Genomic DNA, 14156 nt, shown 5'->3' with positions numbered 1-14156 from the left:
CCGAGTTAAAGGCTTCAGCCCTTGACCCGATCCACGTTGTCCACCGACGGATTGGCCCGAAGCGCCGCCATGATCATGGTCGCGTGTTTGGCGTCCTCGACCTCGACGTCGATGGTCACGTCGAAGAAGTCCTGCTGCCGATAGGCCATGGCCAGGTTGATGATATTGCCGCCCGCCTCGCCGATCAGCGTGGTGACCTGGCCGAGCACGCCTGGCGCATTGCGGATCGTCGCATACAGGCGCACCGCCGCCACCGCGTCCGTCTCGGCCTGGGGCGTCCATTGCAGGTCGTGCCAGACCGAATCGTCGTCGGCGAACTCGGCCAGGGTCTGACAGTCGATGGCATGGACGGTCAGCCCGACCTCGGGTTCCAGGATGCCGACGATCCGGTCGCCCGGAACGGGAGTGCAGCACTGGCCGAAATGGACGGTGACGCCGGGTGTCAGCCCGCCGCCGCGCACGAACAGGCGGGCGGTGTTTCCTTCGATCCGCTGTTTCTCGGGGCCGGCCTTCAGCCGTCCCTTCAGCGCCGGGAACAGGGTCTCGGCCACGGCGGTCGGCGACAGGCGGCCGCGTCCCAACCCTTCGAACACATCCTCGTCGCTGGCGACCGCCAAGGTCTCCAGCACCGGCTTCAGGGACACCTCGGCCAGGGTCTTGTCGACCCGGGCCAGGGTCTGCTCCAGCGCCACCCGGCCCAGTTTGACGAACTCTTCCCGCTCGGACGTGCGGATATGGCGACGGATGGCCGAACGCGCCCGGCCGGTGACGGTCAGGCTGCGCCAGTCGGCCGGCACCTCGCGCTTGGCCCCACGAATGATCTCGATCACATCGCCGTTCTGCAGCGGCGTGCGCATCGGTTTCAACTCGCCGTTGACCTTGACCCCGACCGCCGTGTCTCCGACCTCGGTATGGACCGCATAGGCGAAGTCCAGCGGCATGCCGCCGCGCGGCAGGGTCACCAGCTTGCCCTTGGGCGTGAAGACGAAGACCTGATCCAGGTACATCTCCAGCTTGGCGTGTTCGACCCAGTCCTCGCCGCCCTCGCCATGCTCGATCACCTGCACCAGGTGACGCAGGTTCTGCAGCGGGTCGCGCCCGCCGCCCTTGGCCATGGCCTCGTGGTCGAAACCGTAGGACGAGTTCTTGTAGCGCCAGTGCGCCGCCACCCCGTCCTCGGCGACCCGATCCATCGCCTCGGTGCGGATCTGCATCTCGATCCGCAGGCCGCGCGGGCCGACGACCGTAGTGTGCAGCGAGCGATAGTTGTTCGACTTGGGCGTCGAGATGTAATCCTTGAACCTCTCCGGCACCATCGGCCACTCGCGATGGATCACGCCCAGGGCGCGATAGCAGTCGTCCTCGGCCTCCACGATCACGCGGAAGCCGTAGATGTCCGACAGGGAGGAGAAGCCGACCGACTTCCGCTGCAGCTTGCGCCAGATCGAATAGGGCGTCTTCTGCCGCCCGAACACATGGGCGCCGACGCCGGCCTCCGACAGGACTCGCTCCACCTCGTCCGACACACCCTCGATGGCGCGGCCGTGCTCAAGCTTCAGCGCCTCCAGCCGCCGTTCGATGGCGGTCTTGGCGGTCGGGTTCAGATGGGTGAAGGCCAGTTCTTCCAGCTCGGAGGCGATCGAGTGGATGCCGATCGACCGGCCCAGAGGCGCATAGACCTCGAGCGTCTCACGGCTGATCCGTTCGCGCTTCTCCGGCTTGACGTACTGGAGGGTGCGCATGTTGTGCAGACGGTCGGCCAGCTTGACCAGCAGCACCCGCACGTCCCGGCTGATGGCCAGGATGAATTTACGCAGGTTCTCGGCCTGGCGCGTATGTTCGGCCTGCAGTTCCAGCCGACTTAGCTTGGTCACGCCCTCGACCAGGACCGCGACCTCCTCGCCGAACATCTGGGCGATATCGTCGCGCGTCGCCGAGGTGTCTTCGACCACGTCGTGCAGCAGGGCGGTGACGATGGTGGCGGTGTCGAGCTTGTAGTCGGTCAGAATGCCCGCGACCTGGATCGGGTGGGCGAAATAGGGATCGCCCGAGGCCCGCAACTGCGAGCCGTGCATCTTCATCGCATAGACGTAGGCGCGGTTCAGCAGCGCTTCGTCGGCGGTGGGATCATAGGCCTTGACGGCCTCGATCAGTTCGAACTGGCGCAGGATGGGGGCGCGCTTGACCGCAGGCGCGGGGTCGGTCGCGGCCGGCTTGGGGTCGTTTTTGTTCGCAGCTTGGGGCGCCGGCGGAACCGTCTCGGTCCGCGCCGGCAGGATAGTGACGCCTGGGGCTCCCTCGGGCGTCAGTACCGCTCCTCCTGACCGCCGTCGCGGTCGCTCTGCAGCGCACGGATCAGCTCGGCCTCGGCCATGTTCATGTGTTGCGGCTCGGCCAGCAGGGCGACGGTTTCCGCCTCGTCCTCGGCTTCGGTGCGCTCATCGACGCGTTGCAGCGTGGTGATGATGGTCTCGCGCAGTTCGTCCGGCACGACGGTGTCGTCGGCGATCTCACGCAGGGCGACGACGGGGTTCTTGTCGTTGTCGCGGTCGATCGTCAGGGCGGCGCCATTGGCGATGCTGCGGGCGCGGTGGCCAGCCATCAGCACCAGGCCAAAGCGGTTCGGAACCTTCTCGATGCAGTCTTCGACGGTGACGCGGGCCATGAAATTCCTCGAACGCGGGGGAGAACCGCGTCAAATACAGATGGGGACTGACTTTTGCAACGCCAGAGGGGCGAAACTACGGCGTCAGTCGGTCCGGCGCGCCAAAGGATAGGCGATAATCAAGACCAGATCCTCTCCTCCGACCTGAACGATGCCGACATTGCCGCCATCATAGAGATAGGCCGTGTCCCCTGCCTTTACTCGCGTCGTCACCCCGTCAGAGGTCACGTCGCCCTCCCCGCTGATCACATGATAGACCTCGTCGTGGGCGATGACATGCAGGCCGATCGACGATCCCGGATGCATTACCCGCTTGCGGAACTCCATTGATCGGTTCGGCGCAACCCCCGAGATCCGGTAGGCCGTGCTCATGCCCGCGCCATTATGCGGCGGCGGCTGCCGCACCATAGTGTCCGCTTCATGGATGACCATGCCGACACCCGCAGGCGGCGAAGCCGGCGTGGGGTGGATTTCCTGAAACAGGTCGCTGGACAGCAGGGCCACGAACGCAAGGATCAGCATGTGACGTCTCCCGGTGTCATGGCCGGGATGAACTCACGAACGCGGTATCACGGCAAGGGATGGGCGTCGCGACCGACGGACGCAGCCCTTGCGAGATCGGTTGCGGAACCCTCCACCGTCGGGTGCGACCAGTCAGCCGCAATCTCGGCGATCGGTCCCATGACGAACTTCCGCTCAGCCGCACGAGGATGCGGCAGGATCAGCCCGTTCAGATCCCCGCTCAACCGGCCATAGGCGATCAGATCCAGGTCCAGGGTACGCGGCGCATTGCGGATCGATCGCTGACGGCCGAAGGCGTCCTCGATCCGGCCCAGGGTCGCCATCAGCGCATGCGGGTCGTGGTCGGTGCGGACGACGACCACCCCGTTCAGGAAGGGCGGATCCTGCGGATCGGGCCAGGCCAGGGAAGACCACCAGGACGACTGCGCCACGACATCGACGCCTTCGCTGCGGAAACGGGCCACCGCCGCCTCCAGCGCCTCGCGGCAAGAGACCCACACCCCCTTGTCATTGCAGCCCAGCGCCACGATGACTGCGGCGTCCAGGTCCATCCTCCCGTCGATTCCCACGTCGACGGGCGCGCCCGGCGGGACGCCATTTTCTTCATCCCTTTTGACGGCTTCGACCATGTTTCATTCCACCGATCGCCTGGCGATCTTCATCGACGGGTCAAACCTCTATTCCGCCGCCCGCGCACTTCAGCACGACATGGACTTTCGGCGGATGCTGGACTGGTTCCGAGAGAAATCCATCCTGACGCGGGCCTATTATTACACGGCCGTGGTCGAGGGCGAAGAGTTCTCGCCGGTCAAACCCCTGGTGGACTGGCTCGACTACAACGGCTTCTCGGTCGTGACCAAGCCGGTGAAGCGATTCACCGACATGTCCGGACACAGTCGCATCAAGGGCAATATGGATATCGAGATCGCAGTCGACATGCTGGAGTTGGCGCCCGCCATCGACCATGCGGTCCTGTTTTCCGGCGACGGCGATTTTCGGCGGGTGGTGCAGGCGGTCCAGGCCAAGGGGGTGCGTGTGACCGTGATCTCGACCCAGAAGACCCAGCCCCCGCACATCGCCGATGAACTGCGCCGTCAGGCCGACGCCTTTCTGGACCTGAACGACCTGATGGCCGAGTTCGGTCGCCCCAAGACCGGCGCCGCCCAATGAGCCTAACGCCCGAGCCCGACCGTGACTGCCCACTTTGCCCGCGCCTGGTCGAATATCGTCAGGAGAACGCCCGCCAGAACCCTGACTGGTGGAATGGTCCGGCCCCGTCCTTCGGCGACCCGAAGGCGCGGCTGCTGGTCGCCGGCCTGGCCCCCGGACGCACCGGCGCCAACCGTACGGGAAGGCCTTTCACGGGCGACCACGCCGGCTGGCTGCTGTACGACACCCTGAAGAAGGCCGGGTTCGCCCGGGGACGGTATGACCCGAACGGCGAAGACGATCTGGAACTGGTCGACTGCATGATCACCAACGCCGTCCGCTGCGCCCCGCCCGGCAACAAGCCCCTGCCGATCGAGGAGACCACCTGCCGCCCCTTTCTGATCGACCGGCTGGCGCTGTTGCCCGATCTGAAAGTAATCGTGACCCTGGGCGACGTGTCGCGTCGAAACATCCTCAAAGCCTTCGGCCGCCCCGCCTCGGCCATGCCGGCGGGCCATGGCGCAGAGGGCGAGGCCGGCGGCTATGTGATCCTCAATTCGTATCACTGCTCGCGCCTGAACACGAACACCGGCCGGCTCACACCCGCCATGTTCGAGGCCGTCTTCGAACGCGCGCGCGAGATCATCGCCCGGTAACCATCAACTGTTGCGTGCGTGTCGCACGACCCTGCCATCCTCAATTGCGGCGGAACAGAGGCGAACGCTTCGCGTTCGTCTTCCATCGGGAGGCTGGACGATGCGACGCACCAACAGAATCTTCACTCAAGGCGAACGCAAGCTCGCCGTCCTGGCCGCAATCATCGTGATCGCGATCACCACTCTGGCGCTGGCGATGGGGGGCCTGTTCACCCCGTCCAGCGGCACAGGGGGCCGTGCGGGCTACGGGTTCGCCGATCTGCCCGGCGTGATGGACGCCACGCCGTTGGGCCAGGCCTAGGGGGCACCGTCGGGCGTCAGCCCTTGTCGCGCATCAACCGGGCCTTGTCTCGCTGCCAATCGCGCTCGGCCGAAGCCTCGCGCTTGTCATGTAGCTTCTTGCCCTTGGCCAAGGCGATCTCAAGCTTCGCCTTGCCCGCGTCGTTCAGATACAGCTTCAGCGGGATGATGGTCTGGCCGTCCCGCTGCACCGCCCCGATCAACCGGTCGATCTGCTTGCGATGCAGCAACAACTTCCGCGGCCGGCGCGGTTCGTGGTTGAAACGGTTGGCCTGTTTGTACGGCGGGATGTCGGCGTTGATCAGCACGATCTCGCGCCCTTCAACCGCTGCATAGCTTTCGGCGATATTGGCCCGGCCGTCGCGCAACGCCTTGATCTCGGTGCCCAGCAACTGGATCCCGGCCTCGAGATTATCCTCAAGGAAATAGTCGAACCGCGCGCGGCGGTTTTCGGCGATGACCTTGGACTTGGATTGCGGCTGGGGCGCCATCAGCCGACGCCTGCGTCCGCCATGGCGCGGTCGATGAGGGGCTTCACTGCGTCAGAGGTCGGTGACAGCGGCAAGCGCGCCTCCTCTCCGCACAGCCCCAGCCTGGCGAGGGCATACTTGGTCGGCGCAGGTGAATTGTCGAGGAACAGCGCCTTGCACAGGCCGATGAGACGGCCTTGCCAGTCCCGAGCCGTCGCGTAGTCGCCCGCCTCCGCCGCATTATGCAAGGCGACCATGGCTTCCGGGGCTACATTGGACGCCACCGAGATGAGTCCCACCCCGCCCATGGCGTGATAGCCCAGATAGCTCGAGTCATCGCCCGAGATCAGGTCGAACTGGCCGGCGATGTTGGCGCGCATCCAGCTGGCCCGCCCCATGTCCCCCGTGGCGTCCTTGATGCCGACGATATTCGGATGGGCGGACAGCTTGGCCACTGTCTCGTTCGCCAGATCGCTCCCGGTCCGCGCCGGCACGTTGTAGAGCAGGATAGGCAGTTGGACGGCGTCGGCGATCGCCTCGAAATGCGCCGCCATACCCGCCTGAGACGGCCGGATGTAGTAGGGCGTGACGATCAACGCCCCGTCCGCGCCTACCGTCTTGGCGTGACGGGTCAGGTCGATCGCCTCCTTGGTATAGGGCGATCCCGTGCCGGCGATGACGCTGACACGCCCCGCCACCTGTTGCACACACAGTTCGATCACACGCTTGTGCTCGTCCAGATCCATGCTGGCGCCCTCGCCCGTCGTGCCGACAGGGACCAGTCCGCTTACGCCTGCGGCGATCTGGCGCTCGATGAGCGTGGCGAAAGCGGCTTCGTCCACGTTTCCGTCATGAAGTGGTGTGATCAAGGCGGTGATCACGCCCTTGAACAAAGGGGCGGTCATGGGACTTAGCTAGCCTACGTGGGGAGGGGCGCTGGACGGATGTCCAACGTCTCTGTCTTCAAGAGCGCGGGACGTTAGGTCGCCAGCGGCTTCGCCGCAACCGGGATGAATGGAAACAGGAAAGATCATGATCGGAACCAGTCTGGCGGCGGCCATCGCCGTCCTTGCGCCGAATCCGCAGGACGTCCTGCCCAGCCAGCCCGTTCCCTACGCCTCGACGCCCCAGTCCGTGCCGGGATATACCGCCACCTATCAGGGCCGCGTGCTGAATGATCAGGACACGACCCTGTTTCGTCAGGGCCTGGCCGCCGCCCGCGCTCGCGACGTTTCCGGCGCCCGTTCGGCCATTTCACAGATCCGCGACCCCGCCGCCCGCAAGCTGGTGGAATGGGCGCTGATCGACACCTCGGGCGAACAACTGTCCTATTCGGAGCTGGCTCAGGCCCAGACCGCCCTCGCCGGCTGGCCGCGCGCCGAATCGCGTCGCGCCGCCACGGAGAAGGTTCTGGACCGCTCGGGCGGCGGCGGCGACGCCGCCCTGGCCCTGTTCGGCGCCGAGACGCCGACGACGGTCGAAGGCGCCATCGCCTATGCCTACGCCCTGCAGCAGCGCGGTCGCCAGGACGAGGCCCGCGCCCTGATCCGCGACTGGTGGCGCACCCGGTCCTTCGACGAGGCGCCGCAGTCCCGCATCCTGTCCGCCTGGAGCGGCTGGCTGACCCCGGCCGACCATGAGGCGCGGCTGAACATGCTGCTGCTCGGCCCGCACGGCCCCGCGACCCGCGCCATGCTGGGCCTGGTCTCCCCGGAGCGGGCGGCCATCGCCAACGCGGTCATGAGCCTGCGCACGGCCTACAGCCCAGACGCCATGGTCGCCGGCCTGACGTCGGCCCAGGCGGCCGATCCGGCCGTGACCCTGGAGCGGGTCCGTATCCTGCGTTCGCAGAACCGCCAGTCTGAAGCCTTCCCCCTGCTGGCCAATCTGCCGCCCGCGCCCGGCCACACTCCGGGCGACAACACCCTGTGGAGCGAACGCCGCAACTATTATCTGGACGCCCTGCAACAGGGAAACTGGCGCGCCGCCTATGACGCCATGAACGGCCACGGCTTCACCTCCGGAGACCGGATGGTGGACGCGGAATTCTTCGCCGGCTGGGTCGCCCTCAGCAAGTTGAACCAGCCCGAGGTCGCCGCCCGCCATTTCGAGGCCCTGCGCACCGCCTCATCGACCCCGATCACCCAGGGTCGCGCCTACTACTGGCTGGGTCGCGCCGCCGAGGCGCGGGGCGAACGCGAGGCCGCCCTGAACTACTATCGCAACGGCGCCCGGCACTGGCAGACCTTCTATGGCCAGCTGGCCGCCGAGAAGGCCGGAATCGCCACCCTGACCCTGCCCGGCGAACCCGCTCCGACCGAGCGTGACGTGGCCCGGTTCGAGGCCAACGAGATCGTCCGCGCCACCCGCATCCTGGGCGAGACCGGCGAAACCAGCCTGTTGCGCGTCTTCGCCTATCAGCTCGACAACGACCTGCCGACCATCGAGGACCTGGCCCTGCTGATGGACCTGTCGCGCGGCTATGGCGAAGGATTCACCGCCATGATGGTCGGTCGCGCCGCCAGCCAGCGCGGCTTCGTCCTGCCCGAACGCATGTATCCGGTCCGCGTGCCGCCCCAGGTCGCCGGCGCCGCCCCGCTGGAATTCACCCAGGCCATCACCCGCCAGGAATCCAGCTTCGACCCGCGCGCCCGCTCCGGCGCCGATGCGCGCGGCATGATGCAGTTCCTGCCCTCCACGGCGTCGGGCGTCGCCCGCCGTCTGGGCATGAGCTATTCGGCCGAACGTCTGTGGGAGCCGGACTACAACATGACCCTGGGCAGCTATCACCTGGGCGAGTTGATGGCGGCGAACGGGGGCTCGATGTTGCTGGCCACGGTCGGTTACAACGCCGGTCCGGCCCGGCCGAACCAGTGGATCGCCCGCTGCGGCGACCCGCGCGGCAATGCGACGGCGACCATCGACTTCATCGAATGCGCCCCCTTCACCGAGACGCGCAACTACATGATGCGGGTGATGGAGAACATGGCCGTCTACAAGGCCCGTCTGAACGGCGGCTCGGCGCCGCTGACGCCCTCGGCCGACATCTCGCGCGGATCCCCGGCCGGCCCCAGCCCCTACGTCCCCTACTGAGCAAAGTCCGGCGGCGTTCCCGACGCCGCCGGATCTTCATGATTTCAGCAGACCGGCGAACACCGCGTTCAAGGTAGTGGTCAACAGGGTCTCACGCCCGGCCCAGGGGAAGTAGGGCTTGGTGATCATCAACGAGACCACGCCATGCGCCGAAGCCCAGATCGCCTGGGCGATGATGCGCGGATCGCCCTCCATTCGACCGGCGGCGACCGTCTCGGTCACGACGGCCTCGAACGACGTGAACAGACCCGCGCCCAATTCCTGGGCCAGGCTTTGGGCGCCTTCGCGCGCCTCAATCGGCCGGGTCAGATAGATCAGCCGATAGGCGTTGGGATAGTTGAAACCGAAGCTGGCATAGGCCTCGATCATGCGCCGCAGACGAACTTCGGGCGGGGCGTCGATCGTGGACAGCGCATCGGTCGCTGCGATCAGTTCGCCGAAGGCGTCACGGCAGATTTCCTGCAGGATCGCGCCCTTGTCGGCGAAATGCATATAGAGAGCCGTGGAGGACAGACCGACTTCGTCCGCGATCTTGCGGATCGTCGCCCCCTCGTAGCCATGCTCGACGAAGATGCGCTCGGCGGCCGCCAGGATTTCGCCGCGCCGCGAATGGCCTTCGCCCTTGGGTTTTCGGCTGGAACGCGAAGATGACGAAACGACAGACAAACGGCGACTCCGGATCAGGCCGGTCCTGAATAGCGGCAATCCGGCATGGGCGGCAACCGATCTCGGCGAACGCGGTTGCGTCTAAGGTTTATTTCAGGTTGTATTCGTTCGGACGCGGGGGCGAACGGACATGAAGACCTTGGGTGGCGCGTGGATCGGTGCGGCGCAGCGTGCGCCGACATGGCCTCAAGCGGCCATCACGGCGATCGGGGCCGCCGGGCTGGTCGCGGCGCTTTTCGCCTGGCCTCGTCCGACCTTGTCGTTCCTGATCATCGCCCTGCAGGCCGGCTTCGTCGCCGGCGCCCTGTGGCGTGCGACGCTGGCCGTTTCCGGTCTTAGGCCCTTATCGCCCCCGCCTCGGCCGTCGCGGTGGCCACGCTACACCATTCTGGCCGCGCTCCATGATGAGGCAGCCGTCGTGCCTCAGTTGATCCAGCGACTGTCGCGGATCGACTATCCGAGAGGTCAGCTCGAGGGGCTTCTCGTGCTCGAAGCCCACGACCAGGCCACCATAGACGCCGCCATGGCCGCACACCGCCCGGGGTGGCTGCGGCTCCTGATCGTTCCTCCAGGCACACCCCAGACCAAGCCGCGCGCCCTGAATCACGCCCTGGCCTTCGCAACGGGAGAATTGCTGACCATCTATGACGCAGAGGATACGCCCGACCCGGGCCAATTGCGCGAAGCAGCGGCGCGGTTTGCCGAGGCGCCGCATATGGGCTGTCTTCAGGCGCCCCTGCGCATTCGACGCAACAGGGGCCCCTTGTCGACCTTTCTCGACCGGCAGTTCGCCTTCGAGTATGCGGCCCTGTTCGAGGTGAGCCTGCCCGGCATGGCGCGGCTGAACCTGCCCTTTCCTCTTGGCGGCACCAGCAACCACATGCGCACGGCGGCGCTGCGGGGGGTCGGGGGTTGGGACGCCCATAATGTCACCGAGGACGCCGACCTGGGCTTCCGTCTCTGGTCGGCGGGCTGGCGGCTCGGCGTGCTCGAGGCGCCCACCTGGGAGACGCCGCCCGGCGCGATGGAACGCTGGCTGCCCCAGCGGACCCGCTGGCTGAAGGGCTATATGCAGACCTGGGGCGTCCACACCCGCGCGCCCTTCGCCCTGGGCAAACGAGGATTTCTATCCCTGGTCATGACCCTGGGCGCGGCCATCGTCTCGGCCGCCTGCCATGCGCCGGCCCTGGCCTGGCTGGCCTCCGCCTTGCTGGTTGGGCTTCACGCCGGCGTGACGCCCGCCGCGCCGATCGGCTCCTTCGCCGTGTTGGCGTTGGGCGTCCTGGCGGCCTGGATGGGCTGCGCGGTCGGTGCGCGACGCGTCGGACTGGACTATCGGCTGACCGACATGCTGGCGGCTCCGGCCTATTGGTCGCTGCTGAGTCTGGCCTTCGTCCACGCTGTGTGGCGGCTGATCGTGGCCCCTCATGTCTGGGACAAGACGGCGCATGATGCGGATGTCGAAACCGCCGCCGGTGTCGAAAGCGCGCCTGTCGTGACGCTGGACGCTGGACGTGAGGCCGCCTGAACGCCTATCAGCCGGACGATGGCGCCCGTGCTCTCCCCCACCCCCGAAACCCTTGTGACCCGTGGCTGGTCCGACTACGCCCTGCTGGACAGCGGCGACGGCAGAAAGCTGGAACGCTACGGCCGCTACACCGTGGTCCGGCCCGAGCCCCAGTGCTTCTGGTCTCCGCGCGACCCCGCCGCCTTCGAGGCCGCGACCGCCACCTTCGACCCCCAGCAGGAGGAAGAGGATTCCGGCCGCTGGAAGTTCGACCGCCACGGTCCCGTCGACGCCTTCCCGCTGAAATGGCGCGATGTGAAATTCACCGGCCGATTCACCCCCTTCCGCCACTTGGCCTTCTTCCCCGAACAGGCCGCCAACTGGGAATGGCTGGACAAACGGGTGCGCGACTTCAAACGCCCTGACAGTCGCGCGCCGAAGATCCTCAACCTGTTCGGCTACACCGGCGTCGCCAGCCTGGCCGCCGCCGCCGCCGGCGCCGAGGTCACCCACGTCGACGCCTCGAAGAAGTCCGTCGCCTACGCCCGCGAGAACGCCGAACAATCAGGCCTGTCCCAGCACCCGATCCGCTGGATCGTTGAGGACGCCCGCAAATATGTCGCCCGCGAAGTCCGGCGCGGCTCCAAATACGACGGCATAATCCTCGACCCGCCCAAATACGGACGCGGCCCGACCGGCGAGGTCTGGCGTCTGTTTGAGGACATGCCCGGCCTGCTGAAGGACTGCGCCGCCCTGCTGGGCGACGAGGCCGACTTCCTGTTGCTGAACGCCTATGCCGCACGCGTGTCCGGCCTGTCCCTGGCCCATCTGATGGCCGAGGCGACCCAGAATCGCGGCGGCCGCATCGACTGGGGCGAACTGGCCCTGTCGGAAGACGGCCCGGACGCCCGCGCTATCGGGCTGTCCTTCTTCGCGCGCTGGAGCCGGTGATGAGCGTCAACGACGACTACCGGGTCATCACCTCCCTGACCAATGACACGATCAAGTCGGTCCGCGCGCTACATATGCGCAAGGAGCGCGAGGCGACCGGAACCTTCCTGGCCGAGGGGCTCAAATTCATCGGCGAAGCGCTCGACCAAGATCGCGCGCCCCGGATGCTGCTGGTGGGCGAGGACGCCCGTGCCCATCCCCTGCTGGATCGCGCCAAGGCCGCCACCCGCAAGGCCGGCGGCGACATCATCATCGTCACCCACGCCATTCTCGAAAAGATCAGCCGTCGCGACAATCCGCAGACGGTCCTGGGCGTGTTCGAACAGGCCTATGCCCCGCTGGACAGCCTGGACCCGACCTCGGCCCCCTGCTGGGTGGCGCTGGAACAGGTGCGCGATCCGGGCAATCTGGGCACCATCATCCGCACGGCGGACGCGGCCGGTTGCGGCGGCGTCATCCTGATCGGCGACTGCGTCGATCCCTATTCGGTCGAGGCGGTGCGCGCGACCATGGGTTCGGTCTTCGCCGTCTCGATCACCAGGACCACGCCCGAAGCCTTCCTGGCCTGGCGCCAGTCCTGGCCGGGCAGCGTCGTCGGCACCCGTCTGGACGCCAAGGTCAGCCACCGCTCTGCGGTAATGCAGAAGCCGTCGCTGATCCTGATGGGCAACGAACAGGCCGGCCTGACCGATCAACTGGCCGCCGCCTGCGACGTCAACGTCAAGATTCCGATGCGCGGGCGGGCCGACAGCCTGAACCTGGCCATCGCCACCGGCATCATGGTCTACGCCGCGACGGACGAAGCCTAGACCGAATCGGATCCGTCGGACGCAGTCCAGATCGATCCCGGATTTCGGTTCAGTCTGACTCTAGAGTTTCGTCTCGGGACTGACCCGGCCCAGGAACCACAGAGCCACGACCGTGATCACGGCGCAGGTCGCCAGATAGCCGCCCACCGCCGCCAGACCATAGGACCTGGCCAGATAGGTCGCCAGATAGGGCGCCAGGGACGCGCCCAGGATTCCAGCCAGATTGAAGGCCATAGAGGCGCCGGTATAGCGCACCGCCGTGGGGAAGGGCCGCGCCATGGCCGCACCGATGGGGCCATAGGTGCAGCCCATCAGACCGAAGCCCAGGGCGAAGAAGATCAGCAGCCCGGTCAGGCCTGAGGCGAACAGGGGCGCGAACAGGGCGCCGAACAGGCCGATGCCGGCCGACGAGACGATCAGCACCTTGACCTGGCCGTACCTGTCCGCCAGCAGGGCCGTCACGGGAATGAAGGCCCCGAAAAACAGCACGCCGATCAGCTGGATCGGCAGGACGTCGGCACGCGTATAACCCATGCCCGTCGTGGCCCACCCCAGGGCGAAGACTGTCATCAGATAGAAGAGGGTGAAGGTCGTCACTCCGCTGAAGGTGCCCAGCAGCAGCGCCAGCTTGTGGCTGGAGAACAGGGTCACGACGGGCGCCTTGACCCGCTCCTGGCGGTCCAGGGTCTTCTGGAACTCGGGCGTCTCGGTGATCTTCAGCCGCACCCACAGGCCGACCAGGACCAGGACAGCGCTGGACACGAACGGGATCCGCCAGCCCCAGGCCTCGAACTGGGCCTCGCTCAGGGTCGAGGTCAGGATGATGAAGGTCGAGGTCGACAGGATGAAGCCGATCGGCGCGCCCAACTGCGGGAACATGCCGAACCAGTTCTTCTTGTTGGCCGGTGCGTTCTCGGTCGCCAGCAGCACGGCCCCACCCCATTCGCCGCCCAGGCCCAAGCCTTGACCGAACCGGCACAGGGCCAGCAACAGGGGCGCCAGCACGCCGACGGTTGCGTGGGTCGGCAACAGGCCGATGGCCACGGTCGAGGCGCCCATGGTCATCAGCGCCGCCACCAGTGTCGCCTTACGCCCCACCCGGTCGCCGAAATGGCCGAAGGCGATGGCCCCGATCGGTCGGGCGAAGAAGGCGATGGAGAAGGTGGCGAAGGACGACAGCATGGCCGTGGTCGGGTCCTCGCCCGGGAAGAACAGGTGCGGGAACACCAGCACCGCCGCCGTGGCGTAGATGTAGAAATCGAAGAACTCGATCGTGGTGCCGATAAGGCTCGCGAAAAGAACTCGCGCATTCTTGGCGGTTGGAGAAACGATCTTGGCGTCCGACACGGCTTAGTCCTAGCTTGGGGC

At 66.7% G+C, this 14156-nt stretch carries 15 protein-coding genes; 7 read left to right on the top strand and 8 right to left on the bottom strand.

Annotated elements, in window-relative coordinates; all coding sequences use genetic code 11:
• Positions 1–14: 14 nt before the first annotated feature.
• The 4 genes from ACIQ1T_RS06730 to folK form a co-directional block, all read right to left on the bottom strand.
• Positions 15–2171 (bottom strand): RelA/SpoT family protein, encoded by a 2157-nt coding sequence (locus ACIQ1T_RS06730; protein ID WP_395943808.1) that lies wholly within the window; start codon positions 2169–2171, stop codon positions 15–17.
• Positions 2172–2305: 134 nt separating this feature from the next.
• Entirely contained in the window at positions 2306–2665 is a 360-nt protein-coding gene (gene rpoZ / locus ACIQ1T_RS06725) for a DNA-directed RNA polymerase subunit omega (RefSeq protein WP_008259724.1), read from the bottom strand.
• 84 nt (positions 2666–2749) lie between these two features.
• Entirely contained in the window at positions 2750–3187 is a 438-nt protein-coding gene (locus ACIQ1T_RS06720) for a cupin domain-containing protein (protein ID WP_395943745.1), read from the bottom strand.
• A 47-nt stretch (positions 3188–3234) separates the two neighbouring features.
• Entirely contained in the window at positions 3235–3816 is a 582-nt protein-coding gene (gene folK, locus ACIQ1T_RS06715) for a 2-amino-4-hydroxy-6-hydroxymethyldihydropteridine diphosphokinase (protein WP_395943744.1), read from the bottom strand.
• Here folK and ACIQ1T_RS06710 point away from each other — a divergent pair.
• The 3 genes from ACIQ1T_RS06710 to ACIQ1T_RS06700 all read left to right on the top strand — a co-directional run bounded on the left by ACIQ1T_RS06710 (position 3815) and on the right by ACIQ1T_RS06700 (position 5293).
• On the top strand, positions 3815–4357 hold the full coding sequence (locus tag ACIQ1T_RS06710; protein WP_395943743.1) for an NYN domain-containing protein: 543 nt from the start codon (positions 3815–3817) through the stop codon (positions 4355–4357). The genes folK and ACIQ1T_RS06710 overlap by 2 nt on opposite strands.
• The gene (locus tag ACIQ1T_RS06705; protein WP_395943742.1) at positions 4354–4992 is read left to right on the top strand and encodes a uracil-DNA glycosylase; all 639 of its coding nucleotides are present in this window, start codon (positions 4354–4356) and stop codon (positions 4990–4992) included. The genes ACIQ1T_RS06710 and ACIQ1T_RS06705 overlap by 4 nt, the downstream gene beginning before the upstream one ends.
• 100 nt (positions 4993–5092) lie before the next feature.
• Positions 5093–5293 (top strand): hypothetical protein, encoded by a 201-nt coding sequence (locus ACIQ1T_RS06700; protein WP_395943741.1) that lies wholly within the window; start codon positions 5093–5095, stop codon positions 5291–5293.
• Positions 5294–5309: 16 nt separating this feature from the next.
• On the opposite strand, the gene smpB is transcribed toward ACIQ1T_RS06700, so the two are convergent.
• Both smpB and dapA read right to left on the bottom strand, forming a co-directional pair.
• Entirely contained in the window at positions 5310–5783 is a 474-nt protein-coding gene (gene smpB / locus ACIQ1T_RS06695) for an SsrA-binding protein SmpB (protein WP_395943740.1), read from the bottom strand.
• Complete coding sequence (gene dapA, locus ACIQ1T_RS06690) at positions 5783–6667, bottom strand: 4-hydroxy-tetrahydrodipicolinate synthase (protein WP_395943739.1); 885 nt, start codon at positions 6665–6667, stop codon at positions 5783–5785. Before dapA ends, smpB begins: the two co-directional genes overlap by 1 nt.
• Positions 6668–6794: 127 nt before the next feature.
• On the opposite strand from dapA, the gene ACIQ1T_RS06685 reads away from it, so the two are divergent.
• Positions 6795–8855 carry a transglycosylase SLT domain-containing protein gene (locus ACIQ1T_RS06685; RefSeq protein ID WP_395943738.1) on the top strand — a complete coding sequence of 687 codons (2061 nt, stop codon included), beginning with the start codon at positions 6795–6797 and terminating at the stop codon, positions 8853–8855.
• Positions 8856–8891: 36 nt separating this feature from the next.
• Here ACIQ1T_RS06685 and ACIQ1T_RS06680 read toward each other — a convergent pair whose 3' ends face one another.
• Entirely contained in the window at positions 8892–9521 is a 630-nt protein-coding gene (locus ACIQ1T_RS06680; protein WP_395943737.1) for a TetR/AcrR family transcriptional regulator, read from the bottom strand.
• Positions 9522–9651: 130 nt separating this feature from the next.
• Between ACIQ1T_RS06680 and ACIQ1T_RS06675 the strand changes: the two genes are divergently transcribed.
• The 3 genes from ACIQ1T_RS06675 to ACIQ1T_RS06665 are packed head-to-tail and all read left to right on the top strand — an operon-like array spanning position 9652 to position 12788.
• Entirely contained in the window at positions 9652–11049 is a 1398-nt protein-coding gene (locus tag ACIQ1T_RS06675) for a glycosyltransferase family 2 protein (protein ID WP_395943736.1), read from the top strand.
• An 18-nt stretch (positions 11050–11067) separates the two neighbouring features.
• A complete protein-coding gene (locus ACIQ1T_RS06670) occupies positions 11068–11979 on the top strand; it encodes a class I SAM-dependent methyltransferase (protein ID WP_395943735.1) in 912 nt (303 codons plus the stop codon).
• Positions 11979–12788 carry a TrmH family RNA methyltransferase gene (locus ACIQ1T_RS06665; RefSeq protein ID WP_395943734.1) on the top strand — a complete coding sequence of 270 codons (810 nt, stop codon included), beginning with the start codon at positions 11979–11981 and terminating at the stop codon, positions 12786–12788. Before ACIQ1T_RS06670 ends, ACIQ1T_RS06665 begins: the two co-directional genes overlap by 1 nt.
• A gap of 60 nt (positions 12789–12848) precedes the next feature.
• On the opposite strand, the gene ACIQ1T_RS06660 is transcribed toward ACIQ1T_RS06665, so the two are convergent.
• A complete protein-coding gene (locus ACIQ1T_RS06660; RefSeq protein WP_395943733.1) occupies positions 12849–14135 on the bottom strand; it encodes an MFS transporter in 1287 nt (428 codons plus the stop codon).
• Between the last annotated feature and the right edge of the window lie 21 nt (positions 14136–14156).

This window comes from Brevundimonas sp. (assembly GCF_044336875.1).
Lineage (GTDB): Bacteria > Pseudomonadota > Alphaproteobacteria > Caulobacterales > Caulobacteraceae > Brevundimonas.
This window is presented reverse-complemented; position numbering and strand designations above follow the sequence as displayed.

What these genes read in the sequence shown, in the direction of transcription:
- rpoZ (WP_008259724.1), bottom strand. Translation starts at nt 2,665, where the DNA reads ATGGCCCGCGTCACCGTCGAAGACTGCATCGAGAAGGTTCCGAACCGC.
- ACIQ1T_RS06720 (WP_395943745.1), bottom strand. Translation starts at nt 3,187, where the DNA reads ATGCTGATCCTTGCGTTCGTGGCCCTGCTGTCCAGCGACCTGTTTCAG.
- ACIQ1T_RS06710 (WP_395943743.1), top strand. Translation starts at nt 3,815, where the DNA reads ATGTTTCATTCCACCGATCGCCTGGCGATCTTCATCGACGGGTCAAAC.
- folK (WP_395943744.1), bottom strand. Translation starts at nt 3,816, where the DNA reads ATGGTCGAAGCCGTCAAAAGGGATGAAGAAAATGGCGTCCCGCCGGGC.
- ACIQ1T_RS06705 (WP_395943742.1), top strand. Translation starts at nt 4,354, where the DNA reads ATGAGCCTAACGCCCGAGCCCGACCGTGACTGCCCACTTTGCCCGCGC.
- ACIQ1T_RS06700 (WP_395943741.1), top strand. Translation starts at nt 5,093, where the DNA reads ATGCGACGCACCAACAGAATCTTCACTCAAGGCGAACGCAAGCTCGCC.
- smpB (WP_395943740.1), bottom strand. Translation starts at nt 5,783, where the DNA reads ATGGCGCCCCAGCCGCAATCCAAGTCCAAGGTCATCGCCGAAAACCGC.
- dapA (WP_395943739.1), bottom strand. Translation starts at nt 6,667, where the DNA reads ATGACCGCCCCTTTGTTCAAGGGCGTGATCACCGCCTTGATCACACCA.
- ACIQ1T_RS06685 (WP_395943738.1), top strand. Translation starts at nt 6,795, where the DNA reads ATGATCGGAACCAGTCTGGCGGCGGCCATCGCCGTCCTTGCGCCGAAT.
- ACIQ1T_RS06675 (WP_395943736.1), top strand. Translation starts at nt 9,652, where the DNA reads ATGAAGACCTTGGGTGGCGCGTGGATCGGTGCGGCGCAGCGTGCGCCG.
- ACIQ1T_RS06670 (WP_395943735.1), top strand. Translation starts at nt 11,068, where the DNA reads ATGGCGCCCGTGCTCTCCCCCACCCCCGAAACCCTTGTGACCCGTGGC.
- ACIQ1T_RS06665 (WP_395943734.1), top strand. Translation starts at nt 11,979, where the DNA reads ATGAGCGTCAACGACGACTACCGGGTCATCACCTCCCTGACCAATGAC.